General features: G+C 69.9%; 19 protein-coding genes, 1 pseudogene and 1 riboswitch. Of the genes and pseudogenes, 16 read left to right on the forward strand and 4 right to left on the reverse strand.

The window, feature by feature from the left end:
- From IT40_RS29245 to xrtE, 9 genes are all read left to right on the forward strand, one after another.
- A partial coding sequence (locus IT40_RS29245) for a hypothetical protein (RefSeq protein ID WP_036754327.1) occupies positions 1 to 2970 on the forward strand: 2970 nt, incomplete at its 5' end.
- Entirely contained in the window at positions 2967 to 3575 is a 609-nt protein-coding gene (locus IT40_RS10565) for a hypothetical protein (RefSeq protein ID WP_036754330.1), read from the forward strand. The genes IT40_RS29245 and IT40_RS10565, both read left to right, overlap by 4 nt.
- A gap of 233 nt (positions 3576 to 3808) precedes the next feature.
- Positions 3809 to 4558 carry a type I methionyl aminopeptidase gene (map, locus tag IT40_RS10570; protein ID WP_036754333.1) on the forward strand — a complete coding sequence of 250 codons (750 nt, stop codon included), beginning with the start codon at positions 3809 to 3811 and terminating at the stop codon, positions 4556 to 4558.
- Between the two features lie 369 nt (positions 4559 to 4927).
- A complete protein-coding gene (locus IT40_RS10575) occupies positions 4928 to 6682 on the forward strand; it encodes an alkaline phosphatase (RefSeq protein WP_036754336.1) in 1755 nt (584 codons plus the stop codon).
- Between the two features lie 67 nt (positions 6683 to 6749).
- A complete protein-coding gene (locus IT40_RS10580; protein ID WP_052095854.1) occupies positions 6750 to 7226 on the forward strand; it encodes a hypothetical protein in 477 nt (158 codons plus the stop codon).
- A 9-nt stretch (positions 7227 to 7235) separates the two neighbouring features.
- Entirely contained in the window at positions 7236 to 7922 is a 687-nt protein-coding gene (locus IT40_RS10585) for an ABC transporter ATP-binding protein (RefSeq protein WP_036754339.1), read from the forward strand.
- Positions 7919 to 9190, forward strand: coding sequence for an FtsX-like permease family protein (locus IT40_RS10590; RefSeq protein WP_036754343.1), 1272 nt, complete (start codon positions 7919 to 7921; stop codon positions 9188 to 9190). The genes IT40_RS10585 and IT40_RS10590 overlap by 4 nt, the downstream gene beginning before the upstream one ends.
- A 287-nt stretch (positions 9191 to 9477) precedes the next feature.
- Positions 9478 to 9705: a hypothetical protein gene (locus IT40_RS29250; protein ID WP_036754346.1), complete on the forward strand. Its 228-nt coding sequence runs from the start codon at positions 9478 to 9480 to the stop codon at positions 9703 to 9705.
- Positions 9702 to 11390 carry an exosortase E/protease, VPEID-CTERM system gene (xrtE, locus tag IT40_RS26740; RefSeq protein ID WP_052095855.1) on the forward strand — a complete coding sequence of 563 codons (1689 nt, stop codon included), beginning with the start codon at positions 9702 to 9704 and terminating at the stop codon, positions 11388 to 11390. The genes IT40_RS29250 and xrtE overlap by 4 nt, the downstream gene beginning before the upstream one ends.
- A gap of 119 nt (positions 11391 to 11509) precedes the next feature.
- On the opposite strand, the gene IT40_RS10605 is transcribed toward xrtE, so the two are convergent.
- Together IT40_RS10605 and aceB are read right to left on the reverse strand one after the other, a co-directional pair.
- Positions 11510 to 13117 carry an isocitrate lyase gene (locus IT40_RS10605; protein ID WP_036754501.1) on the reverse strand — a complete coding sequence of 536 codons (1608 nt, stop codon included), beginning with the start codon at positions 13115 to 13117 and terminating at the stop codon, positions 11510 to 11512.
- Positions 13118 to 13240: 123 nt separating this feature from the next.
- Positions 13241 to 14863 (reverse strand): malate synthase A, encoded by a 1623-nt coding sequence (aceB, locus tag IT40_RS10610; protein ID WP_036754349.1) that lies wholly within the window; start codon positions 14861 to 14863, stop codon positions 13241 to 13243.
- A 134-nt stretch (positions 14864 to 14997) separates the two neighbouring features.
- Between aceB and IT40_RS10615 the strand changes: the two genes are divergently transcribed.
- From IT40_RS10615 to IT40_RS10640, 6 genes are all read left to right on the forward strand, one after another.
- Positions 14998 to 16431: a helix-turn-helix domain-containing protein gene (locus tag IT40_RS10615; protein WP_036754354.1), complete on the forward strand. Its 1434-nt coding sequence runs from the start codon at positions 14998 to 15000 to the stop codon at positions 16429 to 16431.
- Between the two features lie 61 nt (positions 16432 to 16492).
- A riboswitch (cobalamin riboswitch) is annotated at positions 16493 to 16691 on the forward strand.
- Positions 16692 to 16785: 94 nt separating this feature from the next.
- The gene (locus IT40_RS10620; RefSeq protein WP_036754356.1) at positions 16786 to 17793 is read left to right on the forward strand and encodes an ABC transporter substrate-binding protein; all 1008 of its coding nucleotides are present in this window, start codon (positions 16786 to 16788) and stop codon (positions 17791 to 17793) included.
- On the forward strand, positions 17790 to 18839 hold the full coding sequence (locus tag IT40_RS10625; RefSeq protein ID WP_036754359.1) for a FecCD family ABC transporter permease: 1050 nt from the start codon (positions 17790 to 17792) through the stop codon (positions 18837 to 18839). Before IT40_RS10620 ends, IT40_RS10625 begins: the two co-directional genes overlap by 4 nt.
- Positions 18836 to 19606 (forward strand): ABC transporter ATP-binding protein, encoded by a 771-nt coding sequence (locus IT40_RS10630; RefSeq protein ID WP_036754362.1) that lies wholly within the window; start codon positions 18836 to 18838, stop codon positions 19604 to 19606. Before IT40_RS10625 ends, IT40_RS10630 begins: the two co-directional genes overlap by 4 nt.
- Before the next feature lie 11 nt (positions 19607 to 19617).
- Positions 19618 to 20046, forward strand: a complete 429-nt coding sequence (locus IT40_RS10635) for a pseudoazurin (protein ID WP_036754364.1) — start codon at positions 19618 to 19620, stop codon at positions 20044 to 20046.
- A gap of 15 nt (positions 20047 to 20061) precedes the next feature.
- A complete protein-coding gene (locus IT40_RS10640; RefSeq protein WP_036754367.1) occupies positions 20062 to 20844 on the forward strand; it encodes a methyltransferase domain-containing protein in 783 nt (260 codons plus the stop codon).
- A gap of 72 nt (positions 20845 to 20916) precedes the next feature.
- On the opposite strand, the pseudogene metE reads toward IT40_RS10640, so the two are convergent.
- A pseudogene (metE, locus tag IT40_RS10645) lies at positions 20917 to 23253 on the reverse strand (5-methyltetrahydropteroyltriglutamate--homocysteine S-methyltransferase).
- Positions 23254 to 23347: 94 nt separating this feature from the next.
- Between metE and IT40_RS10650 the strand changes: the two are divergent.
- Positions 23348 to 24253: a LysR family transcriptional regulator gene (locus tag IT40_RS10650; RefSeq protein ID WP_036754369.1), complete on the forward strand. Its 906-nt coding sequence runs from the start codon at positions 23348 to 23350 to the stop codon at positions 24251 to 24253.
- On the opposite strand, the gene IT40_RS10655 is transcribed toward IT40_RS10650, so the two are convergent.
- Positions 24235 to 25617 carry a short-chain fatty acyl-CoA regulator family protein gene (locus IT40_RS10655; protein ID WP_036754372.1) on the reverse strand — a complete coding sequence of 461 codons (1383 nt, stop codon included), beginning with the start codon at positions 25615 to 25617 and terminating at the stop codon, positions 24235 to 24237. The two genes, IT40_RS10650 and IT40_RS10655, sit on opposite strands and share 19 nt — an antisense overlap.
- Between the last annotated feature and the right edge of the window lie 53 nt (positions 25618 to 25670).

The raw sequence follows: 25670 nt of genomic DNA on the forward strand, positions 1-25670 counted from the left end.
GCCGTGCCCCAGCCCGCGCCCGTCGCCGCCCCGGCGACCGCGGCACCGGGCCTGACCGGCGCGGCACCCCCCGCGGTGCCCGAGGAATCGCTGGACGCAAGCGAGTTCCGCGAAGCCGCCGACGAGGCGCTGGCCGAACATGGCGTGGACGACGCGACCCTGGCCAAGGCCGAGGAAGGCCCGCTGCGCGCCATCGGCGACGACAAGGACGAGCTGAACGAGAACGTGGACGGCGCCGCGACCGACGCCCGCGCGACCGAGACCGCCGCCACGCAAGAGGCCGCGGCGGGGCTGGCCGCGACCGAGGCCGAAAGCGTCGGCGGGATGGAGGCCGGGCGGGAGGCGGCGCAAGAGGCGGTGAGCGGCGAGCAGACCGGCACCCGCTCGGGCGAAGAGACCGGCCAGCGCAGCCTGGCCGAACAGATCAACGCGACCTATGCCACCGCCGAGGGGCAGGTGAACGAAAAGCTGGGCTCGCTGGAAAGCGATGCGGTGCAAAGCTTTCGCGACCGCCAGGGCCAGCGGCTGGAGGCCTTTGCCTCGGGCGTCCGGGCCGATCTGGAGGCGTTCAAGGCGCGGCGCTATACCGGCGCCAAGGGGCTTTACAACCGCGCGCGGGACTGGCTGCTGTCGATCAACAGCCTGCCCGAGGTCAAGGCACTCTACGACCGCCACCGCAACCAGTATATCGCCGACATCGACGCGCTGCTGAACGAGATCCGCGGCAGCATCCAGCGCACCATCGACGACTGCAAGGCCATCCTGGCCGAGGCGAAGGCCGCCATCGACCAGCTGGTCGAGGCCAACAAGGGCAACCTGGACGCCGAGGCGCAGGCGGCGCTGACCCGCGCGCAGGCGCAGTTCCAGGCGATGGAAAGCCGCATCGAGGCGACGCAGCGCGCCGCCCTTGCCGCGCTGGACCGCGAACGCGAGCGCGCCATCCGCGAGATGGATGCGAAGCTGGCCGAGATCCAGGCCGAGAATGCCGGCCTCGTCGATCGCATCGCCGCGGCGATCAAGGCGCTGGCCGATGCGCTTGGCGAGTTCATGGCGCTGATGGCGCGGGTGACGCGGATGGGGATCGGCGCATTCCTGTCGGCGGCCGGGTCGCAGGCGCAGGAAGGGGTCAAGAACCACCTGTGGGATTCGCTGAAGGAAACCTTCAAGGAATGGTTCTTCAACAAGGTTCCCGGCCTGCAGCTGCTGATGAACCTGCCGCCGAACTGGGTCGAGATGCTGACCGCGCTGGCGACCAGCATGATCGGCCTGATCACCGAAAGCCTGCCCCTGCTGATGCCCGCGATGGCGAGCGCCGCGATGATCTGGCTGGCCACCCAGCTTGCGCTGAAGCTGATCCCCGGCGCGGGCGCGATCATGGCGGTGATCGACGCGATCCGCGCGGCCTGGTCGCTGGTGCAGTCGCTGTTCTCGGCCGCCCGCGCCTTCCTGGAATTCGTCATGCAGGTGGCGGCGCCCGGCAATGGCGCGGCGGCCTTCGCGCGCGCCCTGGCGCATGGCATCGTCGCGGCGGTGGACATGGTGCTGACCTTCCTTGGCGTCGATGCGCTGATCCGCCGCCTGCTGGGGGCCATCGCGCGGCCCTTCGGCCGCATCGTCGCCCGCATCCAGCAGCGTTTCCGCCAGTTCATGGAGCGCCGGCGGCGGCGCAGCGGCGACCGGCGCGCGGGCGGCCGGGGGCGGCGGCGCGATGACGGGGACGACCGCGGCGGCAGCGCCGATGCCCGCCGCCGCGCCCGCGACCAGGCCCGCCGCGACCGCCGCGCCGCGGACCGCCGCCAGCGGGACCGGGATCGCGGCCGCGACCGCAGGCGCGAGCGTTCCGAAAGCGATGCCGACCGCCGGCGCCGCCGCCGCCAGGAGGAAGAGCGCCGCCAGCGCGAACGGCTGGACCGGGCGGTGCGGGCGATCCAGCCGCAGGTCCAGCAACTGGCGCGGCGCGGCGTCTCGCGCCTGGGCCTTGGCGCAAGGCTGACCTTCTGGCGGCTGCGCTATCGCCTGACCTCGCTGGAACGGCAGGGCGATTCCATCGTCGCCCGGATCAACCCATCTTCCCCCGCGGGGCGCATCGCGCAGCTCAGCCCGGCGCGCATCGGCCGGGCGCTGGAGCCGATCCTGCGCGAGGCCGAACGGCTGTTCGAGCAGGAGCGGGCGTCCAATCCCGCCGTTCGCGCCCAGTCGGCCGAGCTTGAGCGGCAGATGCGCGAAGGCCGCGAGGTCACGGCCGGCGCGGGCCTGAACGAGGCCGATGTCGTCTTTGCCGGGCGCCGGTTCCTGTCCGCTCCGGGCCAGTTGCCCCTGCCCTTGGGTCGGGCAAGGTTCGGCAGGTTCTCGGGGCCGTTCCACGCCTCGATCAGCATGCCGGGCAGCCGGCCGGCCTATATCCGCGACGTGCGGCGTTCCTCGATGCTGTTCCAGGCGAATGCGCCCGCCTACGAGGGGTTCCGGGCCGAACATCTCGACAGCCCTGACGCGGGCCAGCTGCGCAACGTGGTGGAACCCATTCGCGCGCCGGGCCAGCTTGCGGCGCGCGCCACCGCCCGCTCATTGGAGGAACGCGGCATGATCGACCCGCGGCTCGAGGCGGCGCGCGGCGAATACGCCCCGATGGCGCCGCGCGGCGCCTCGGTCGCCGCCGACCAGGACTTCCGGGGCCGCCAGGACAGGGGCAGCTTCACCCGCGGCCAGATCGCGAGTGCCCGCCAGGCCCGCCACAGGCGCACCGGCAATATCTTCAAGCTTCTCGACCGGGTGCTTCGGCAGCAGGCCGGCGCCATGACGGTGCTGGGCGAGGACCAGGCCCTGCGCGACCTTGCGCAGGCGTTTCGTTCATGGGCATTATCGAACGTAAGCCGCGCGGGCCGCCGCGCCTCGACCCCGGCCGAGCAGGCGGCGGCGGCGCAGCAGCTCATCGCCAGCATGGTCGCCTTCCTCAGGAGCCGATACCCATGACCCAGGGCCAGGATGACGACGACCTGCTTTCCTTCGGCAGATATGTCGCGCTCGAGGACGACCTCGACAAGGTCAGGCAAGGCGCGTTCGAGGCGATCCGGCTGCTGAATGCGGAAACGCCGCTAGACCTTTTCACGGTGCCGGACATGGCGGGGGATTCCGCGGGCGCGATCCGCTGGATGGAGTCGCATGACCCCGAGCTTCTGGTGACGCTCACGCTCGACCGGACCAACCGCATCGCCCATGTCGATGCCCAGGCCAGCGACCCCGAGGCCGCCGCCGCGATCCTGCAAGCCTTCGACGCGACCGCAGCCTATGGGACGCTGGACCAGCATCTTGCCCTGCTGGCGCGTGACGACAGCGAGCGGCAACTGGTCCGGGTGGCCCTGGCGGCCGTGGGACAGGACTACGACCAGCGGGTCGCCGATGCCTTTGCCAAGGCCTTCGCCTCGCCGCTGGCGGGGCACAGGAGGGCGGCGACCTATGCGGTCCGCGTCCTGGGATGGCCCGTGCTGGCCGAGGCGCTGGCCAAGGCGGAGCCGGACGAGCCGGACGAAGAATTGCGGCGCCTGATGCGCACCGTCCTCGATCACAGCGCGCCCTGAAGGCATCCCGTCCCCTGCAACCCGCAAAGCCGCTTTGGCCGGAACCTGCAAAGCCCGCGCGGCTGGCCGCAGCGAAAACCGCCATTCCGCATTCCGAGTGGGTATTCCCCCTGAACCTCCCGGAAGCATCTGGCGAGGTTCGGCGGAGCCCCGTAGGATGGGCGATGCGGGGGATGCCGGCGCTTCCCTGCCGGCCTTGGCCAGTCCATCCGCGTCTCAAGGGAAACCACTGCATGACGATCACCAACCAGGACGAACTCGACGGGCTGAAGGACATCGGCCGGATCGTCGCCAACACCATGCAGGCCATGGCGAAGGCGCTGGAACCCGGCATGACCACCGGCGAGCTGGACGGGATCGGCCGCACGCTGCTGGATCGCGAGGGTGCCGTCCCGGCACCGCAGTCCACCTATGGCTTTCCCGGCGCGACCTGCATCAGCGTGAACGAGGAAATCGCCCATGGCATTCCCGGCGGCCGGGTGATCGCGGCGGGAGACCTGGTCAATATCGACGTCTCGGCCTCGAAGAACGGCTATTTCGCCGATACCGGGGCGACATATCGCATCGCGCCCGTGCGGCCCGCCCTGGACCGGCTGTGCCGCGACGGCCGGCGCGCCATGCAGATCGGCATCGCCCAGGTCGGCAGCGGCCGGCCGCTTGCCGGCATCGGCAGGGCCATCGGCCGCTTTGCCGCGGGGCGCGGCTATACGCTGATCCGCAATCTCGCCAGCCATGGCGTCGGGCGGTCGCTGCACGAATACCCCGAGGACATCCCGACCTGGCCCAGCCGAACCGAGAAGCGCCGCATCGACAAGGGGCTGGTGCTGACCGTCGAGCCGTTCCTCTCGGCCGGCGGCCTCTGGGCGACCGAGGGGGATGACGGCTGGACGCTCTACAGCCAGCCCCCTGCCCCGGTGGTGCAATATGAGCATACGGTGGTGGCGACGGATCGCGGGGCGATCGTCATCACCCTGCCCGGCTGACCATCCCGACCCCTTCTCCGCAAGAACCGACGGGACTGCGGCAGCGGAGGCATCCATGCATCCTGCGCACCGATGGCCTTGCGGATCGGATTTGCCGCGATGCGATGGCGCAGGGGCAGCCCCCTGCCCGGCATCCGCCACCGGACCCGTCCGCCTGCAAACCGAGTCCCACGGGTTCTCCGGTCATGCCGGCTCAGCCAAATCGATATGATATAACATAATGAAACGGCTGGGATTTTGCTGAAAATCGCCCTTTTCGGGAAGATTGCGCCGCCACCCAGCCATTCTGTCACGTTCGCGCCACAGAAGGGGACTAGGCCGCCCTTGCGGGAAAACCCTCCGTTTTTTCGAAACCCACAAGAGGCGATCATGCGAAATCTGTTTGCGATGCTTGCGGCAACGACCTTTCTGACGGGCGCTGCCCAGGCCGCCACGATCTATCCGCTCGACCGGGCGACGATCCTGGTGAACTCTCCCTTCGATTTCAAGATCGAGCTGGACGAGGTTCATCCCGAAGGCGACCTGGCCGTCACCGTGAACGGCAAGCCCTATGCCGAGGTCTTCGGCAAGCCGGCCGAATTCGTGGCCGAGGAAAAGGGCGAGGACGACGCGGCCCTCGGCTCGGCCCTGATCCTGCGCGACCTGGCGCTGGCCGAACCGGGCCAATACACGGTCGAGGTCAAGGCCGGCAACGAGATGAAGTCGGTGACTTGGGAGGTCTATTCGACCGCCGAGACCGCCAAGGCGAAGAATGTCATCTTCATCCTGGGCGACGGCCTGTCGGTGGCGCATCGCACCGCGGCGCGGATCATGTCCAAGGGCATGACCGAGGGCAAGGCCAACGGCCGCCTGGCCATGGACGACCTGGACCACATGGCCTTCATCGGCACCTCGTCCACCCATTCCATCGCCACCGATTCGGCCAACACCGCCTCGGCCTACATGACCGGCCACAAGAGCCGCGTGAACGCGCTTGGCGTCTATGCCGACCGCACCCCGGACAGCCTGGACGACCCCAGGGTCGAAACCATCGCCGAGGCGCTGCGCCGCACCACCAACAAGGCGATCGGCGTCGTCTCGACCTCGGAACTGCAGGACGCGACCCCGGCGGCGGTCGTGGCCCATACCCGCAAGCGCGCCGACAAGGCCGAGATCGTCGGCATGTTCCACGACGTCCAGCCCGAGGTCATCCTGGGCGGCGGCTCGGCCTATTTCCTCAAGGCCGACATCCCCGGCTCGAAGCGCAAGGACGACAAGGACTATATCCAGCTGTTCAAGGATGCCGGCTATGCGCTGGCGACCAGCAAGGACGAACTGGCCGCGGCGGCGGGCAGCAATGCCGGCAAGCTGCTGGGCCTGTTCCACACCGGCAACATGGACACCTGGCTGGACCGCAACCAGCTGAAGAAGGGCACCGTCGACAAGTTCCCCGACCAGCCCGGCCTGGTCGAGATGACGAAATCGGCGCTGGACCAGCTGTCGAAGAACCCCGACGGCTTCTTCCTGATGGTCGAGGGCGCCTCGATCGACAAGATGTCCCACCCGATGGACTGGGATCGCGCCGTGGTCGAGACCATCGAGCTGGACCAGGTCGTGGCCCTGGCCCGCGAATTCGCCGAGGCCAACCCCGACACGCTGATCGTGGTCACGGGCGACCATACCCATGGCGTCTCGCTGATCGGCACCATCGACGACAACCGGCCCGGCGACGAAATGCGCCAGAAGGTCGGCGTCTATGACGAGGCGGGCTTTCCCGACTATGTCGATGCCGATGGCGACGGCTATCCCGACTCGGTCGACGTGGCGCGGCGCTTCGCGATCTTCGCCTCGAACTATCCCGACCATTACGAGACCTGGGGTCCGAAGCTGGACGGCCCGTTCCAGCCGGCGGTGCAGAACGAGAACGGCGAATATGTCGCCAACGAAGCCTACAAGGATCTGCCCGGCGCGGTCTTCCGCGAAGGCAACCTGCCCAAGGACAACGACACCGCCGTCCATGCCGTGGACGACATCGTGCTGCAGGCCGCCGGCCCCGGCGCCGAGGCGTTCAAGGGCTATATGGAGCAGTCCGACGTCTACAAGATCCTGGCCGACGCCTTTGCCCTCGGCACCGTGCAGAAGTGAGCCTTGCGGCCTGTCCGGGGTTTCCCCCCCGGACAGGCCGAACCGTATTCCTTGCCGGAGATGCAGGATGACCCGTCCCCAAGACCCGATCCGTTTCCGTCCCGACCGCCGCGCCTGCCTGGGCGGGCTGGCGGCGCTGCTGGCCCTGGGTGCCCCGGTCCCGGCGCTGGCCCGCGCGCCCGCGCTGACCTTCGACGAGCTTTATGCCTCATACGGCGTGCTGGGGCTGGAGTTCTCGGACAAGGTCAAGCTGCTGACCGGCAAGACGGTCAGCATCCGCGGCTTCATGGCCCCGCCGCTGAAGGCCGAGGCGCAGTTCTTCGTCCTGTCCGAGATCCCGATGGCGCTTTGCCCCTTCTGCTCGTCCGATGCGGATTGGCCGGACAACATCGTCGTGGTCTACCTGGACCGGCGTCAGACCTTTACCCAACCCAACCAGATGATCGAGGCAGTCGGCCGGCTCGAGCGCGGCTCCTGGATCGACCCCGAAACCGGCTTCGTCAGCCAGCTGCGGCTGCGCGAAGCGCGCTATGCCACGGTCTGAGATCGCATCATGCCCTGCCTGCACCTCGACGCTGCCGAAGTCTCGTTTCCCGGCCTGCCCGCGCCGGTCCTGCACATCCCGCGACTGGACATCGCCGCCGGCAGCCAGGTCGCGGTGATCGGCCCCTCGGGGTCGGGGAAATCCACGCTGGTCAATGTCATCACCGGCCTGGCCCGCCCGACCCAGGGCCGCGTGTTCTGGGACGAATGCGACATCGCGCAGCTTTCCGAAGGCCGCCGCGACCGCTGGCGGGGCGCCAATATCGGCCTGGTCATGCAGGATTTCCACCTGTTTCCGGGGCTTTCGGCGCTGGAGAACGTGCTGCTGCCCGCCCGGCTGGCGCGCGTGGCGGACGGCGCCATCCGGGCGCGCGCGGCCGCGCTTCTGTCCCGCGCCGGCCTGTCGCGGCCGGACCAGCCGGTCGAGACCCTGTCGCGCGGCGAGATGCAGCGCGTCGCGGCCGCGCGCGCGCTGCTGCGCAATCCCGGCGTGATCGTCGCGGACGAACCGACGGCCAGCCTCGACCCCGAAAACGGCGCGGTCATCGCCACCCTGCTGCTGGAACTGGCCGCGCAGACCGGGGCGACGCTGATCGTCGTCACCCATGACCAGCGCCTGATCTCGCGCCTGCCGCGCCGGATCGCCATGGCGGACGGCACCGTCCGGTACGACAGCATGGCGGAGGCCCAGCCATGATCCGCTTTGTCCTGGCCGACCTGAAGCGGCTCTGGGCCGGTTCCGTGGTGATCGTCCTGCTGGTCGCGCTGGCGGTGGCGCTTGGCGTCGGCGTCAGCTTGCAGGAACGCGCGCTGCGCCTGGGCAGCGCGCGCGCCGCCGAGAAGTTCGACGTGATCGTCGGCGCGCCGGGCAGCGAAACCCAGCTGGTGCTTTCGGCGGTCTTCCTGCAACCGGCCGCCCTGCCCCTGATGCCGGGCGAGGTGCTGGCCGAGTTGAACGACGACCCGCGCGTGGAATGGGCCGCGCCGGTGGGTTTCGGCGACTTCCATGCCGGCTACCCGATCATCGGCACCACCACCACCCTGATCGAGGCCACCGCGGGCGGCTTTTCCCAAGGCGGGATGTTCAGGACCGAGGGCGAGGCCGTCGTCGGCTCGGCCGTCCCCCTGCAACCGGGCGAGGCGGTCGTGCCGACCCATGGCCAGGTCGAACAGGGCGGGCACGAACACGAAGGCATCCGGTATCGGGTGAGCGGCCGGCTGAACCCGACCGGCACGCCCTGGGACCGGGCGATCCTGGTGCCGATCCAGGCGGTCTGGCATGTGCATGGCATGGGCCTTGAAGCCGGTCACGACCACGACCACGACCACGCCGGCCACGACACCGCGCATGAGGACGAGGAGGCGCATGAACATCACGGCATGGATGCCGACGCGCCCCTGGACGAGGACTGGCATCGCGGCGCGCTGCCCGGCCTGCCGGCCATCCTGATCAAGCCCAAGACCATCGCCGACGCCTACCGGCTGCGCCAGGATTATCGCGCGGACGGCCGGACGCTTGCGGTCTTTCCGGGCGAAGTCCTGACCGGGCTTTACGCGACGCTGGGCGATGCCCGGCAGGTGCTGGCGGTCATCGCGGCCGGGACGCAGCTTCTGGTCGCGGCGGCGCTGCTGATGGTGACGGTGATCCATGTCGGCCAGCGCCGGCGGCAGATCGGCGCATTGCGGGCCTTTGGCGCGCCGCGGGCGGCGGTGTTCGGGATCGTCTGGCTTGAACTGTCCGTGCTGGTCGGGCTTGGCATCCTGCTGGGCTATGGCGGCGGCTACCTGGCCGCCAGCCTGCTGTCGCGCGCCTTCGCCATGCAGCGCGGCTTCAGCCTGCCGGTCGGCTTCACGCCCGAGGACGGCGCGATGCTGGCGATCCTTGCCGCGGTCGCGGCGCTGCTGGCGGCGCTGCCGGCCTGGCTGGCCTATCGCCAGTCGCCGGCAGCCGCCCTGCGCAACTGAGCGCCTGCACCCCGGCAACCCCAATCAGCGCAGAGACCCGCTTGCCGCGGATCATTCCGGCCGGCCGCGACACCGCAAGGCATCACCGCCGCAGGCGGAACCCATCGCAGGCTCGCCGCGCCTGCGGAAAATGCGCCCCGAACTGCCGCCCTGACCCGAAACAGGCCGGCAGAACAGCGGAAACCTGGCGATTCTGACAGGTTGCCCCTTTTCCTTGCATGATGAATTCTTGGTCAACGACGCTCTTGTCCGGCTGTCGCGTTTCCTAGGTATTTGGGTCCGTTTCGATGTTCTATGTTGCGCTTTTGGTCCTGCTGACCCTGTCCGCCGCCGGCACCCACCTCGCGCTGGCCGATCCGTCGGAAAGCCATGGCGGCCCCGCCCATCCGACAAGCCCCACCGCGCCCCACAGCGTCCCCGAGATCGACCTGTTCGCGGGCGCGTCGGTCCTGATGATCGCGGTGATCGTCGCGCTTCTGCTTTGGGAGTGGCGCCGGCGCTCGGTCAACCCGTGACCGACAGCGCCGACCCCTCGGACCCGGCGGCGGTTGGCGGCGCCGGGCCAGATCATGGGCAGGCGGGAGCGCCTGCGCCGAAAGCGCCGTTCCTTGCAAGCGGCTGGCGCAGGCTCGGCCTTTTCGCCGCCCTGCTGCTGGGCGAGCTGCTGATCGTCGCCTTCTGCTACCAGTTCCTCGTCGAGATCGAATGCACGGATTTCCAGACGCCGCAAGCTTGCCTCGCGCTGCGCGAGGGGCTGGGACGGCTGCTTGCCCTGGCCCTGCTTACCGGACTGGCGATGACCGCGCGGCCCCAGCTTTTCGGCTTCCTGGGCGCGGGCGGCAGCGGTGCGGGCCGCCTGTCGCCCGGCGCCGCGACGGCCGCCATGCTGGCGGGGCTGGCGATCATGCTGCTGCCGGCGCTTTGGGGCGACATGACCGCCAGCCTGGCGCCGCTTGCCCTGGCCCTTGCGGCGGGCGCCGCCGTTTCGGTTGCGGCGGCGCTGGCCGGGACCGCGCCCATCGCCTGCTGGCTTTCGGTGCTGCGCCGGGGCGGCCCCTGGCTGTGGGCGGCCATGGGGATCGCGCTGCTCTCGCCGGAACTGACCGGGCTGTTCAACGGCACCTGGGGCTGGCCGCCCCTGACCGCCGCCACATTCGAGCTGGTGCTGCGCCTGCTTGCCCTGCTGCCGGGAAGGGTCGCGGCCGCCCCGAACGAGATGGTGATCGGCTTTGACGATTTCCTCATCCGCGTGGGCGACCCATGCTCGGGGATGCAAGGCTTTGCGCTCATCACCCTGGTGATGGCCGGCTTCATCGCGCTCGAGCGGCGGCGCCTGCGCCTGCCTCTGGCCCTGGTGCTGCTGCCGATCGGGCTGCTGGCCAGTTTCGGCCTGAACGTGCTGCGCATCGCGGTCCTGATCTGGATCGGGGCGCGCATATCGCCCGACCTCGCGGTCAATGCCTTTCACAGCTACGCGGGCTGGCTGCTGTTCACCTTGCTCAGCATCGGGATGGTCGGCGCGGCGCATCTGGTGCCGGCGCTGTGGCGGGGCGAAAAGGCCGGCCCGGCCTTTGGCGCAAGGACGGCCGCCTTCCGGCACGATCCGGTCAGCGCGATGCTGGTGCCGCTGGTGGTATTGCTGCTCTCGGGTCTTTTCGTATCGACATTCTTCACCAATCCCGAAGCGGCCTATCCCTACCGGGTGCCGGCGATGTGCGCGGGGCTGGTCCTGTTCCTTCCGGTCTGGGCCGGGCTCGACTGGCGCGTCGATCCGCTGCCCCTGCTGGTGGGCGTCGCGGTGGGCGTCATGTGGATTGCCGCCGGCGTCGCCGCGGGGGGCGAGGCGCCCCCGCCGCCCTTCGCCGGGCTGGGGCTTGCGGCGGCAAGCTGGATCGTGCTGCGCCTGGCCGGCACCGTGCTGCTGGTGCCCCTGATCGAGGAGGCGGCCTTCCGGGGCTATCTGCTGGGCCACCTGCTGAAGCTGCCCGGCCCGGCCGGGCAGGCAGGCGCCGTGCTGGTGTCCTCGGCCGCCTTCGCGCTGCTCCATGACAGCGGCACGGCGGCCTTCGTCGCCGGGCTGGCCTTTGCCCTTGTCTACAAGCGCCGCGGCAGGCTGACCGACGCGGTATGGGCGCATGCGGCAGCGAACCTCGTGGTCTTTGCCGCCGCGGCGGCCAGCGGCAATTGGGCGTTGATCTGAACAAGGACGCGCCGGGCGGCACGGTAAAAGCGCCGCCCCCGAGGGACCAGGCGCGGCGCAAGCAGGCCGGGGCCGATGAGCGAATCCACCGAAGGCAGGCGGCCGCGGCCTGATCCGGCCTATTCGGCGGCGAACTGGTTCATGGTATTGGCATGGCCGCCCGCCTTCAGCGCCCGTTCGCCCGCGACCATCTCCTTGAAGCTGTCGCCCAGGTCCGAGCCGACCTCGTGCTGGTGCCTGACCGCCGAGATGCCGCGGCGGATCTCCTGGCGCTGCACGGTCCTGACATAGGCCAGCATCTTTTCCTCGCCGAAATAGCCGCGGCTGAGCTCGTCCACCGACTTGGCGGTCAGGTGGAAGGTCGGCAGCGTGATCAGGTTGTGGAACACGCCCGCGCGGGCCGAGATGTCGGTCTGGAAGCGTTGCAACCGGGCGTCGGCCTCGCGGCCCAGGTCGGTATCGTCGAAATCGGGCTTCATCAATTCGTTGCCGTCCGGGTAGTCGGCCTCGGCAATGCTGCCCTCGGCCAGCCATTGCGCCCGCACCTGCTTGCGCAGGTTCAGCGTCCAGTTGAAGCTGGGCGAGTTGTTATAGGTCAGCTTGGCGTTCGGCACCGCCTTGCGGATCTCGGCCACCATGCCGGCAATCTCGTCCACGTTGGGCGTGTCGGTCTCGATCCACAACAGGTCGGCGCCGCCCTGGGTCAGGCTGGCGATGCAATCCTCGATCACCCGCTGCCGCCCCGTGCCCTCGCGGAAGGGGAAAAGCCCGTTCGGCAGCCGCGCCGGCTTGACGAAGGCGCCGTTCTGGTAAAGCGCCAGCTCGCCCTCGCGGATCGGGTTCGCTTCGGTGATCGGCTCGACCTTCAGCCATTTGATATAGTCCGAGGCCAGGTCTCCCGGCCGCTGGCTGACCGGCACCTTCTGCGTCAGCCCGGCGCCCAGGCTGTCGGTGCGGGCGACGATGACGCCATCGTCCACGCCCAGTTCCTCGAAGGCCAGGCGGCAGGCGCGCAGCTTTTCGATGAAATCCTCGCGCGGGACCGTGACCTTGCCGTCCTGGTGGCCGCATTGCTTGGCGTCCGAGACCTGGTTCTCGATCTGCAGGCAGCAGGCGCCGGCCTTGATCAGTTCCTTGGCCAGCAGATAGGTGGCGTGTTCGTTGCCGAAGCCCGCGTCGATATCGGCGATGATCGGCACGACATGGGATTCGAAACCGTCGATCGCCGCGATGGCCTGCTGCCGCTCGGCCTCGGTCGTGGCGGCTTTCAGCGCCTTGAACAGGTCGTTCAGCGCCACCTCGTCGGCCTGGCGCAGCGAGACGTAGATCTCCTGGATCAGGTCGGCCACGGCGGTCTTTTCATGCATGGACTGGTCGGGCAGATGGCCCCAGCGGTTGCGCAGGCCCGCGACCATCCAGCCCGACAGGTAGACATAGGTGCCCCTGGCCGTGCCGCGCAGGCGCTTGACCGCCTTGATCATCTGCTGGGCGTGAAAGCCCGACCAGCAGCCCAGCGACTGGGTGAACTTGCCGGGGTCGGCGTCATAGGCCGCCATGTCGGCGCGCATGACCCCGGCCATGCCGCGGGCGATGTCCAGATGCGTGTCATAGGTGTTCTGCAGCCGCAGCTGCACGATGTCATCGACCGAAACGCCACCCGGCGTTTGACCGGAGGGGTAGCGGGACGACACCTCCGCATGGATTTCCGAAAAAGTCTTTCTGCTCATGATGCTTCCTTTCAGCAGGGTCGGTTCGGGGATCGGCAGCCGCGGTTTGCGGCAAGGCGGGGCATCCGGGGGGAAGCGGTCCGCCAAAGGGGGAAAGCGTGCGGATGATGTCCATCGGGCCCCTCAGTCCAGCGCGTTCAGCAGGTCATAGGCCGGCAGGGTGATGAAATCGGGCAGGGTCTCGGCCGTGGCCGCCTCTTGCACGATGCGCGCGGCCGAGGCGTAATGGCCGCGATGGAACCCGTTCGGGCCGAGCCGGTCGAGGATGCGCACGATCTCGGCCTGCATCAACTCGCCCAGCCAATCGGCGGTCAGCCGGCGTTCCCCGCCGCCCTCCAGCGCGACCGGGGCACCGTGGCGGATCCATTGCCACAGCTGGGCGCGGCTGATCTCGGCGGTGGCGGCATCCTCCATCATGTTCTGGATCGGCACCGCGCCGCGGCCGGACAGCCATTGCGCCAGGTATTCGACGGCGACCTGGATGTTCAGCCGCACGCCCGCCTCGGTGATCCGGCCCTGATGCGGTTTCAGCAGCATCGCGGGCTCGATCCGCCATTGCTGGCGCGGCTTGCGGATCTGGTTCGGACCGGGCATGGCGGCGTCGAAGACCGCCTGCGCCACCGGCACCAGGTCGGGATGCGCGACCCAACAGCCGTCGAAGCCCATCCCGACCTCGCGCTGCTTGTCGGCGCGGACGCGGGCAAAGGCGGCCTCGTTCGCCTCGGCCTCGCCCCGGACGGGGATCGCCGCCGACATGCCGCCCATGGCATGGATGCCGCGGCGATGGCAGACCTTGACCACGCGGGCGGCATAGGCGGCCAGGAAGGCGTCCTCCATCCCGACCTGCGCCCTGTCGGGCAGCACATAGGCGGCATGGTTGCGCAGGGTCTTGATATAGCTGAAGATATAGTCCCAGCGGCCGCAGTTCAGCCCGGCGATATGGTCGCGCAGTTCCCAGACGATCTCGTCCATCTCGAAGGCGGCGGGCAGGGTCTCGATCAGCACGGTGGCCTTGATCGTGCCCTGCGCCAGCCCCATGCGGTCCTGGGCAAAGGCAAAGACCTCGTTCCAGAACCGCGCCTCGCCATGGGCTTCCAGCTTGGGCAGGTAATAGAACGGCCCGCGCCCGGTCGCGGCCAGCGCCCGGCCGCAATGATAAAGCGACAGGCCGAAATCGAACAGCGCCGCCGAGACCGGCTGGCCGCCGATCAGCACATTCGCCTCGGGTAGGTGCAGCCCGCGCGGGCGGACGACCAGCAGCGCCGGGTTCGGGCCGACGCGATAGCTCTTGCCGGTGGCGGGATCGTCATGGTCCAGCGTGCCGTCGCGATAGTCGATCAGGTTCGCCTGCCCGGCGATGACATTGGCAAAGCTGGGCGCGGTCGCATCCTCGAAATCGGCCATGAAGACGCGCGCGCCCGAGTTCAGCGCGTTGATCATCATCTTGCGATCCACCGGGCCGGTGATCTCGACCCGGCGATCCTCCAGCGCGGGCGGAACGGGGGCGGCCTGCCAGATGCCCTGCCGGATCTCGCGCGTCTGCGGCAGGTAGTCGGGCAACTCGCCCCGGTCGATGCGCTCCTGCCGGCGGGCGCGGGCGACCATCAGCGCATGCAGCCGCAGGCCAAAGCGGGCCTGCAATGCGGCGACGAAACCCAGCGCCTCGGGGGTCAGGACATGATCCGCGCCCGGCACGGCGCGCAGGACGACAGGCGGAAGCGGTGGGGCATTGCGGTCGAGCGGCATGGCGGCCTCCTGTGATTCACGGCGTAATGTCACAGTAGTAATGTCATGCTGCATGTGCATTATTGCTTTGAAAACAACGGGTGTGGCGGTCAATCTTGTCACCGTGCAGCCGCAGAACTTGTAAGGTTTGTCACATGGCCCGAGGCGAGAAACTGATCATCGGCCAGCGCCTGCGCGTGCTGCGCCAGTCGCTGGGGCTGACCCAGGCGCAGATGGCGGCCGAGCTGGGCGTCTCGGCCAGCTATGTCACGCTGATCGAATCCGACCAGCGCCCGGCCTCGGCGCGGTTCCTGATGCGGCTGGCCGAGGTCTATGACATGAACATCGCCGAGCTTGCGCCCTCGACCGACGCGCAGCTTGCGGCGGATTTCGCCGCGGCGCTGAAGGATCCGGCGCTGGAGGCGGGCGCGCCGTCCCGCGCCGAGATCGAGGCGGTGCTGCAAGCCTCGCCCCGGATCGCGGCGGCCTTCGTGCGGCTGCACGACAGCCACCGCCAGGCGCTGCTGCGGCCGCAGGCCGACGACAACCCGCTGACCGACCGCGACAAGGTCGAGGCGCTGGCCGGCACATCGCGCCCGGTCGATGCGGTGCGCGGCTGGTTCTATGCCCGGCGCAACCATGTCGATGCGCTGGACCGCGCCGCCGAGGCGCTGGCCGAGGAGCTGGCGCTGCACCGCAACGAGCCGCACATGGCCCTGACCGGCCGGCTGGCCGCGCATGGCATCGCTGTGCGCATCCTGCCCGCCCCGGTCATGGGCGAGCAGCTGCGCCGCTTCGACCCGCACCGGCGCGAGCTGATGCTGTCGGAACTGCTGGCGCAATCCAGCCGCCGCTTCCAGATCGGCGTGCTGCTGGCCCGGCTGGAGCAGGAGCCGCTCATCACCCGGCTGGTCAACGAGGCGGGACTGGCCGACCCGCCTGCCGTCGCGCTGATGCGGGTGAGCCTGGCGAATTACTTCGCGGCGGCGCTGATGATGCCCTATGCCCGCTTTCTCGCCGCCTGCGAATCGGTGCGCTACGACGTCGAGCTGCTGGGCCATCGCTTCGGCGCCAGTTTCGAGCAGACCGCCCATCGCATGTCGACGCTGCAACGCCCCGAGGCGCGGGGCATCCCGTTCTTCTTCGTGCGGGTGGACCGGGCCGGGAACATCTCGAAACGCTTCAGCGCCGGGCGATTCCCGTTCTCGCGCTTCGGCGGCACCTGCCCGTTGTGGAACATCCACGCCGCCTTCGAGACGCCGGACCGGGTGCAGACCCAGGTGATCCGCATGCCCGAGGGCGCCAGCTATTTCTCGATCGCGCGCACGGTGGCGCGGGCCGGCGGCACCCATGGCGCACCGGCGCAACGGCTGGCGATCGGGCTGGGCTGCGACGTGGCCTATGCGCCGCGGCTGGTCTATGCCGACGGCATCGACCTGGACCGCATCCGGCCGGTGGACATCGGGCTGAACTGCTATCTCTGCGAGCGGCCGGATTGCTCGGCCCGCGCCCATGCCCCGATCAACCGCCGGCTGCGCGTGAACGAGCGCGAGCGCAGCCTGGCGATCTTCAGCTTCGAGGAGGGCTAGGCGCCCGCAGGCAGGCCGTGGCCGGGCGCCCATGCTGACGCTTGCCAGCGCCCGCGCCGGAAGCTAGGGAGAGCGCGTCGGTTTCCGCAAGGAATTGAAAGGGAATCCGCCGGGGTCGCAAGGCCCCGAACCGGAACTGCCCCCGCAACTGTAGGCGGCGAGCAGGATGCGAGAACGCCACTGTGGCCCCGTGCCATGGGAAGGCCGCATCCCTGCCGTGACCCGCCAGTCAGGAGACCTGCCGACGACGTTTGACCAATCCGAGCGGGTCGGCTCGGGAGGGGTTGCGACCGGCATTGGCCCGGTCTCCATCCGCTCATCCGGCCTGTTCATGATGTAGCGGAAGGAAACATCATGCTGAGGCTCACTACGGCGATCATCGCCACGTCCACCCTGGCGCCGATGGCGCTGGCGGGCACCGAATACCCGCTGACCCTGACCAGCTGCGGCCACGAGGTCACTTTTGACAAGGCGCCCGAAAGCGTCGTCAGCGTCGGGCAAAGCACGACCGAGATCCTGTATATGCTGGGGCTGGCCGACAAGGTGGCGGGCACGGCGCTGTGGATCAACCCGGTCCTGCCCGAATTCGCCGAGGCGGACGCCAGGGTCGAGCGGCTGGCCGACAACGCCCCCAGCTTCGAAAGCGTGCTGGCCAAGAAGCCTGGGCTGGTGGTCACGGCCTATGAATGGATGATCGGCCCGCAGGGCGCGGTCGGCACGCGCGAGATGTTCGACGACGCGCAGATCCCCAGCTGGATCATGCCGACCGAATGCGTCGGCAAGGACAATACGCAAAGCATGGACGGCGCGCGCTCGGTCCTGTTCGACACCGCGCTGCTTTACCAGGGCGTCGAGGAGCTGGCGGCGATCTTCGACGTATCGGAGCGCGGGGCCGAGGTGATCGCCGACCTGAAGGCGCGCGAGGCAGCGGCGGTCGAGCGGGCGCAGGCGCTGGACCTGCCCGAGGGCGTGTCGGGCCTGTTCTGGTATTCCTCGGCCGAGATCGAGATCGACCCCTATGTCGCGGGCGCCAATGGCGTGCCGGGCTGGATGCTGTCCAAGCTGGGGGTGCAGAATGTCGTCGCCTCGCCCGAGGAATGGCCGACCGTCGGCTGGGAAACCATCGCCAAGGCCGGCCCGGCCTTCATCGTCGCGGCCGAGATGAACCGTCGCCGCTTTCCCGCCGACGACATCGCCGTCAAGCGCGATTTCCTGACCTCGGACCCGGTCACAAGCGAGATGGAGGCGGTGAAGAACGACCGCATCCTGACCATGCCGGCCAATGCGATGGACCCCTCGGTGCGCGCGATCTATGCGCTGGAATCGCTGGCGGACTCGCTGGCCGGGTTCGACCTGCAATGAGGGCGCGCGCCGCGACCCGCAGCACGGGGCGCAATCGGGGCTGGCTGTGGCTGGCCCCCGCCGTGCTGGTCGCGGCGCTGCTCTTCGGCACGGCGGTGGGCGAGACGCGCATTCCGCTGGCCACCGTCATCGAGGTGCTGGCGGTCAAGGCCGGGCTTGGCTCGGCGGCGCTCGACCCGATCGACGCCAGCGTGATCTGGCATTACCGGCTGTCGCGGGCGGTGGTCGCGGCCTGCGGCGGCGCAAGCCTGGCGCTGTCGGGGCTGATCCTGCAGGCGCTGCTGCGCAACCCCCTGGCCGAGCCCTATCTGCTGGGGATTTCGGCCGGGGCCTCGACCGGGGCGGTCACGGTCGCGGTGGCGGGGATCGGCGCAGGGCTGCTCAGCATGTCGGCGGGCGCCTTTGCCGGGGCGCTGACCGCCTTCGCGCTGGTCGCGGCGCTGGCGCGCGCCGCCGGCGGCGGGACCGGAATGCGCGGCGCCGGGGTCATCATCCTGGCGGGCATCGCCGGCTCGCAGATGTTCAATGCGCTGACCGCGCTGATCATCGCGCAATCGGCCAGCGCCGAGCAGGCGCGCGGCATCATGTTCTGGCTGCTGGGCAACCTGTCGGGCGTGCGCTGGCCGGACAGCTGGGTCGCGGTGCCGATGGCGGCGCTGGCGCTGGGGGTGGGGCTGTGGCATGCGCGCACGCTCGACGCCTTCGCCTTCGGGGCGGAAAGCGCCGCGTCGCTTGGCATCGACCTGCGGCGCACGCAGGCGCTGCTGATCGGCACGGCCTCGCTGGCGACGGCGATCATGGTCTCGATCGCCGGGGCCATCGGCTTCGTCGGGCTGGTGGTGCCGCATGCGATGCGCATCCTCGTCGGGCCGCGCCATGCCAGGCTGGTCCCGGCGACGGCGCTGGCGGGGGCGGTGTTCCTGGTGCTGTCCGACGTCGTCTCGCGCATCGTCATTCCCGGCCAGGTGCTGCCCATCGGCGTCATCACCGCGCTGGTCGGCGCGCCCGCCTTTGCCGTGGTCATGATCCGGGGCCGGCAGCGATGACGCCCATCCTGGAAGCCGTCGGCGCCAGCCATGCCGTGCGCGGCCGCGAGATCCTGTCCGACATCAGCCTGCGCCTGCATCCGGGCGAGACCCTGGGCCTGATCGGGCCGAACGGATCGGGCAAGTCGACGCTGATGGGGCTGATGGCGGGCCTGCTGCGCCCCAGCCGCGGCGAGATCCGGCTGGAGGGCCGGCCCATGGCCCGGCTGGGGCGGCGGCAGATCGCGCGGCGGCTGGCGCTGGTCGCGCAATCGGCCGAGACGGCCGAGCGGATCACGGTGCGCGACGCGGTGGAGCTGGGCCGCACGCCCTGGCTTGGCCCGCTGCGGCCATGGGGTGCCCAGGACGACGACGCCGTCGCGGCGGCCCTCGACGCCGTGGACATGGCGCATATGGCGGGACGCGACTGGGCCTCGCTTTCGGGGGGCGAGCGCCAGCGCGTCCATATCGCGCGCGCCCATGCCCAGGCGCCGCGCATCCTGCTCCTGGACGAGCCGACCAATCACCTGGACATCCATCACCAGATCGCCATCCTCGACCTGGTCGCGCGGCTTTCCGTCACCACCGTCATCGCGCTGCACGACCTGCATCACGCCTTGCGCTGCGAGCGGGTCATGGTGCTGCGCGCGGGCCGCTGCGTGGCGCTGGGGCCGCCGATGGAAATCCTGACCCCGGCGCTGATCCGCGAGATCTTCGCGGTCGAGGCCGAGATCATCCCCCATCCCCGCGGAGGCCGGCCGGTCTTCGCCTTCCAACGCCTTGCCTGAAAGGACATCCCATGCTGCTTCGCGCCGCGCTTCTTGCCTGCCTGCTGCCCGCCGCCGCCCTGGCCGAACTGCATGGGGTCAGGATGCTTAACCGCAACGACACCGGCCCGATGCCGTTCGAGCCGGACTACCTGGTGGTCCGGCCCGGCGACACGGTCCGCTTCCTTGCCACCGACCCCGGCCACAACGCCGCCACCATCGCCGGCATGATCCCCGAGGGTGGCGAGAAATTCATCGGCAAGATCAACGAGGAAATCGAGGTCACGCTGGACGCCGAGGGCATCTGGGGCATCAAGTGCTCGCCCCATTACACCATGGGCATGGCGATGCTGATCCAGGTCGGCGACAGGCCCGCGACCGAGGCCGACCTGCCCGACGACCTGCCCGAAGCCGTTCGCCAGAGGATGCTGGAAATCCTCGAGCGGCGGAAAGCGGACTGAGCCGCGGCCGGGACCATGCGGAACCGTTCGGTCAAGGACGACATCCGCGACTATTGGAGCCACCGCGCCGAGACCTATGACCAAAGCCCCGGCCATGGCCTGATGGCCGCGCGCGAGGCCGCCGCCTGGCTGGCGCTGATCCGGCGCCACCTCGGCCCCGGCGAAGGCCACCTTGCGCTGGACCTGGGCTGCGGCACCGGCGCCATGTCGCTGCTGATGCGGCAGGCGGGCCTTGCCGTCACCGGGCTCGACTTCGCCGGCCCGATGCTCGAGCGCGCGCGCCGCAAGGCGCAAGAGGCCGGCGCCCGCCTCGGCTTCATCGCCGCCGATGCCGAGAATACGCTGGAGCCGGACAACCGCTACGACGTGATCATCGCGCGCAACCTGCTGTGGACCCTGCCCGCGCCGCAGGCCGCGCTTGGCGACTGGTTCCGCATCCTGAAGCCCGGCGGGCGGCTTCTGGTCATCGACGGGGACCATGCCCGCCAAAGCCTGATCGAGCGCGCCCTGCCCCGGCTCGACCGGCTGCTCGGCAGGATGCAGGACAGCCACAGCCTGGTGACGCCGGCGCAATGGCGCGACCATGGGCGGATCATGGCGCAGCTGCCCTTTGGCGCCGGTCTGCAGGCGCGGGACGCCGCCGATCTGATCGGCGGGGCGGGCTTCACCGATCTGCGGCACGAGAACCTGCGGGCGATGCACAGCCGCCGCTGGCCCCTCTGGTCCCGCGCACGGCTTGCGGCGCTTGGCCAGCACCGCTTCGCCGTTTCGGGCCGCAAGCCGGGGCCGGGACAGTGACCGCCGGCCTGCCCACCGGAGAGCCGCGATTGTCCCCGAAAACGCCGCCACGGGGAAGAAGTCGGGGCAGTCTCAGCCCTGCGCGGCAGAGCAGCCGCAGCCGGCCGGCTGGGACCGCCCCCTCGCCTCGACCGGCAGGGGCGCCAGATCGCCCTTGCGCAGCGCCCCTGCCGCCGCGACCAGGTTCTTCAGCGCCGCCTCGGTCTCGGGCCAGCCGCGGGTCTTCAGCCCGCAATCGGGATTGACCCAGAGCCGCTCGGCCGGGATCACGCTGGCCGCCTTGCGCAGCAGGGTGATCATCTCGGCCTCGGGCGGCACGCGGGGCGAGTGGATGTCCCAGACGCCGGGGCCGATCTCGTTCGGATAGTCGAAATCGCCGAAAGCGCCCAGCAGCTCCATGTCCGAGCGCGAGGTCTCGATCGAGATCACGTCGGCATCCATCGCGGCGATGGCGGGCATGATGTCGTTGAACTCGGAATAGCACATATGGGTGTGGATCCGGGTCTCGTCCGCGACCGTGCTGGCCGACAGCCGGAACGCCTCGACCGCCTATTGCAGATAAGCGTCCCGTTCGGCGCGGCGCAGCGGCAGGCCCTCGCGCAGCGCCGGCTCGTCGATCTGGATCGCCTTGATCCCGGCGGCTTCCAGGTCGGCCACCTCGTCGCGGATCGCCAGCGCGATCTGCCGGCAGGTCCGGGCGCGGGGCTGGTCGTCGCGGACAAAGGACCATTGCAGGATCGTGACCGGCCCGGTCAGCATGCCCTTCAGCGGCCGGTCGGTCAGCGACTGCGCATGGGCCGCCCAGGCCACCGTCATCGGCACCGGGCGCGACACGTCGCCATAGATCAGCGGCGGCTTGACGCAGCGCGAGCCGTAGCTTTGCACCCAGCCCATGCGGGTAAAGGCAAAGCCGGCCAGTTGCTCGCCGAAATATTCCACCATGTCGTTGCGCTCGAACTCGCCATGCACCAGCATGTCGAGCCCGAGTGCCTCTTGCCGGCGGATGCAGGCCTCGGTCTCGGCCCTCAGGAAGGCGTCGTATTCCGCGTCCGAGACCAGCCCCTTGCGGTGGCCGGCGCGGGCGCGGCGCACCTCGGGCGTCTGCGGGAACGAGCCGATGGTCGTGGTCGGGAAAGCCGGCAGGCCCAGCCGCCTGTCCTGCACCGCCCGGCGATGCGGATAGGCCGAGGCGCGGCGCAGGTCGGCCGGCGCCACCCCCGCCTCGCGCGCCTTGACCGCCGGGTCGTGGATGCGCGTCGCCTTGCGGCGCGAGAGGACGGCACGGGCGTTCCCGGCCAGCGCATCGGCCACCGCCTCCTCGCCCTCGTCCAGGGCGCGGGCCAATGTGGCGACCTCGGCCAGCTTCTGGCGGGCAAAGGCCAGCCAGCCCTTCAGCGCGGCATCCAGCCCGGTCTCGGCCTCCAGATCGACCGGCACATGCAGCAGCGAGCAGGAGGGCGCGATCTGCAGCCGCCCCGGCCCATGCAGCCGCGCCGCCGCCTGCGCCTGTGCCAGCGCCGCGCCAAGGTCGGCACGCCAGACGTTGCGGCCGTCGATCAGGCCCAGCGACAGCAGCTTGTCGCTGCCCGCCGCCAGCACGCGGCCCAATTGCTGCGGCGCGCGCACCAGGTCCAGGTGCAGCCCCTGCACCGGCAGGGACAGCGCCAGGTCCAGGTTGTCGTCCAGCGCGCCGAAATAGGTGGCCAGCAGGATCCGCACCCCCTGCCCCGCCAGGGTTGCATAGGCGTCGCGCAGCGCCGCGCGCTGGTCGTCGCGCAGGTCCGTGACCAGGATCGGCTCGTCTATCTGCACCCAGTCGGCACCGGCATCAGTCAGCCGGCGCAGCAGTTCGGCATAGACCGGCAGCAGCCCCGGCAACAGCGACAGCGGCTCGACCCCGTCGCGGCCCTTGCCCAGCGACAGCCATGTCACCGGCCCGACCAGGACCGGGCGGGTGTGGATGCCAAGCGCCCTGGCCTCCAGGAACTCATCGACCGGCTTCGTCCCGGCCAGCCGGAACTGCTGGCCGCGGCTGAATTCCGGCACGATGTAGTGGTAATTCGTGTCGAACCACTTGGTCATCTCCATCGCCGGGGCGTCCTGCACCCCGCGCGCCATGGCGAAATACTGCGCCGCGCTGACGCGCGCGCCCACCGGACCGAAGCGCGCCGGCACGGCGCCAAGCAGCGCGGTCATGTCCAGCACCTGATCGTAGAGCGAAAAGTCGTTCGAGGGGATGACCGCGATCCCCGCCTCGCGCTGTGCCTGCCAATGCGCCGCGCGCAGATCGGCCGCCTGCCGGGCCAGGCCGGCCTCGTCCAGATCGCCGCGCCAATGCGCCTCCAGCGCCGATTTCAGCTCGCGCCGCGCGCCGATGCGCGGAAACCCCAGATTTGCAGCCTGTGCCATGATCGCTCCTGTTTGCTGTCGGCGCGCAGGCTAGGGCTGCAAAGACATGAGCGGAAATGGTATGTTCTCATCAATCCATGAACAAGGATCATGCATGCTCGACCGCCAGCACCTGTCCATCCTGCGCGAGGTGGACCGCCTCGGCAGCGTCACCGCCGCCGCCGACAGGCTGAACCTGACGCAATCCGCCGTCAGCCACGCCATCCGCAAGCTGGAAGCCCGCCACGGCGTCGCCTTGTGGCAAAAGGAGGGGCGCGGGCTGCGGCTGACCCAGGCCGGCGAATACCTGCTGGCCCTGGCGCAGCGGGTGCTGCCGCAGATCGACCATGCCGAGCGGGTGCTGGCGGATTTCGCCAAGGGCCAGCGCGGCGCGCTGCGCATCGGCATGGAATGCCATCCCTGCCAGCAATGGCTGATGCGGGTGGTCGCGCCCTATCTGGCGGCCTGGCCGGACGTGGACCTGGACCTGCGCAGCGCCTTTCGCTTTGGCGGCATCGCGGCGCTGCTGGGGCACGAGATCGACCTGCTCATCACCCCCGACCCGCTGGCGCTGCCGGGCATCGCCTATGCCGCGGTCTTCGACTATCAGCTGGTGCTGGCGGTGGCGCAGGACCATCCGCTGGCCGGCCGCGACCATGTCGAGCCCGGCGACCTGGTGCCCGAGGTGCTGATAACCTATCCGGTCGAGCCGACGCGGCTGGACATCTTCACCCGCTTCCTGGTGCCCGGAAATTGCCTGCCGCGCCAGCACCGCAGCGTCGAGACGACCGAGATGATGCTGCAACTGGTCGCGGCCGGCCGCGGCGTCAGCGCCGTGCCGGACTGGTTCCTGCGCGAAGAGGGCGCGGGCCTGCCGGTCCGCGGCCTGCGCATCGGCGCCGGGCTGGAAAAGTCGATCCACCTGGGCACCCGGCGCGGCGAGGAGGCCACCGACTACATCGCCGGCTTCCTGGACCTGGCCCGCCGCGCCGGGCCGCGGCCTCAGCCGCCGCTGGAATAGGGGGCGAAACGGGCCTCGGCGGTGCTGACGGCCAGCGGGCGGCCGACCATGGGAAAGGCGCGCTGCGGGCAGGCGGGACGCTCGCACACCTTGCAGCCGGGGCCGATCCGGGTCGCAAGCGCGGGGTTCCTCAGGTCCAGCCCGCGCGCATAGACCAGCCGGTCGGCATGGGCCAGGTCGCAGCCAAGCGCCACGGCGAAGGTCTTGACCGGGGCGCCGAAGCCGCCCTGGCCATGGCTGACCATGCGCGCGATCCACAGGTAGCTGCGCCCGTCCGGCATCTGCGCGATCTGGCGCACGATCTCTCCCGGCCGGGAAAACGCCTCGTAGACGTTCCACAGCGGGCAGGAGCCGCCGATGCGCGAAAAATGGAAATCCGTCGCCGATTGCCGTTTCGAGATGTTCCCGGCCCGGTCCACGCGGATGAAAAAGAACGGCACGCCGCGCGCCTCGGGGCGTTGCAGGGTGGACAGGCGGTGGCAGGTGGTCTCGAACCCCACGCCGAAGCGGCGCGCGATCAGGTCGATGTCATAGGCCACGGCCTCGGCCTCGCGCAGGAAGGCGCCATAGGGCAGGACCAGCGCGCCCGCGAAGTAATTCGCCAGCCCGATCCGCAGCAGCGCCTGCGCGTCGGGGGCCAGCCCCGGATCGCCCGCAAGCCGGGCGATGGTTTCGCCCTGTTCCAGGAAGGCCAGCTGCGTGGCGATCTGGAAGGCCTGCTGCCCCTCGGTCAGGTGCGGCGCCAGGTGCAGGATGCGCGCGCCGGCGTCAAAGCGGCGCAGGCTGCCTGCGTCCAGCGCGATGCGGATGCCGTGCCGCCCGGCCAGCCGGTCGATCAGCCCCGCCACCATCCGCCCCGGCGGCAGCGCCGAGCCGATGGCCTCGGCCGGGGTCTCCAGGTCCGGGACATGGTTGCGGCGGTCATAGAACCAGTCGCGCACCGCCTCGAAGGCGGCGGGGGTGGCGGCGGCCTGCGGCTCGGTCAGCCGGCCCGCCAGCAGGTCGGCGCGCTCGGCGGTTTCGCGCAGCCGGGCCTGCATGGCGATGATGGCCCGCGCGATGCCGGGCATGTTCGAAACCAGTTCCCGCAATTCCGCCGTCGCCGCCGGCGCGCCCTGGTCGGCCAGCGCCGCGCGCAGGTCGGTGATCAGCCGCGCCTCATCGGCATCCGAGAACAGCTGCACATCGAGGCCGAAGGCGCCGTTCAGCCTGAGCAGCACCGGCACGGTCAGCGGGCGCTGGTTCTGCTCGATCTGGTTGAGATAGCTGGGCGAAATCCCCAGGGCCCGCGCCAGGGCCGCCTGGGTCATGCCGCGTTCCTCGCGCAAGCGGCGCAACCGGACGCCCATATAGCTTTTCGTCATCTTCGCAACCTTCGCAATTTGTAGGCGCAACCTTCGCAGATCAACACTTTTTC

The sequence above is a fragment of the Paracoccus versutus genome, assembly GCF_000763885.1.
In the GTDB taxonomy this organism is placed as follows: domain Bacteria; phylum Pseudomonadota; class Alphaproteobacteria; order Rhodobacterales; family Rhodobacteraceae; genus Paracoccus; species Paracoccus versutus.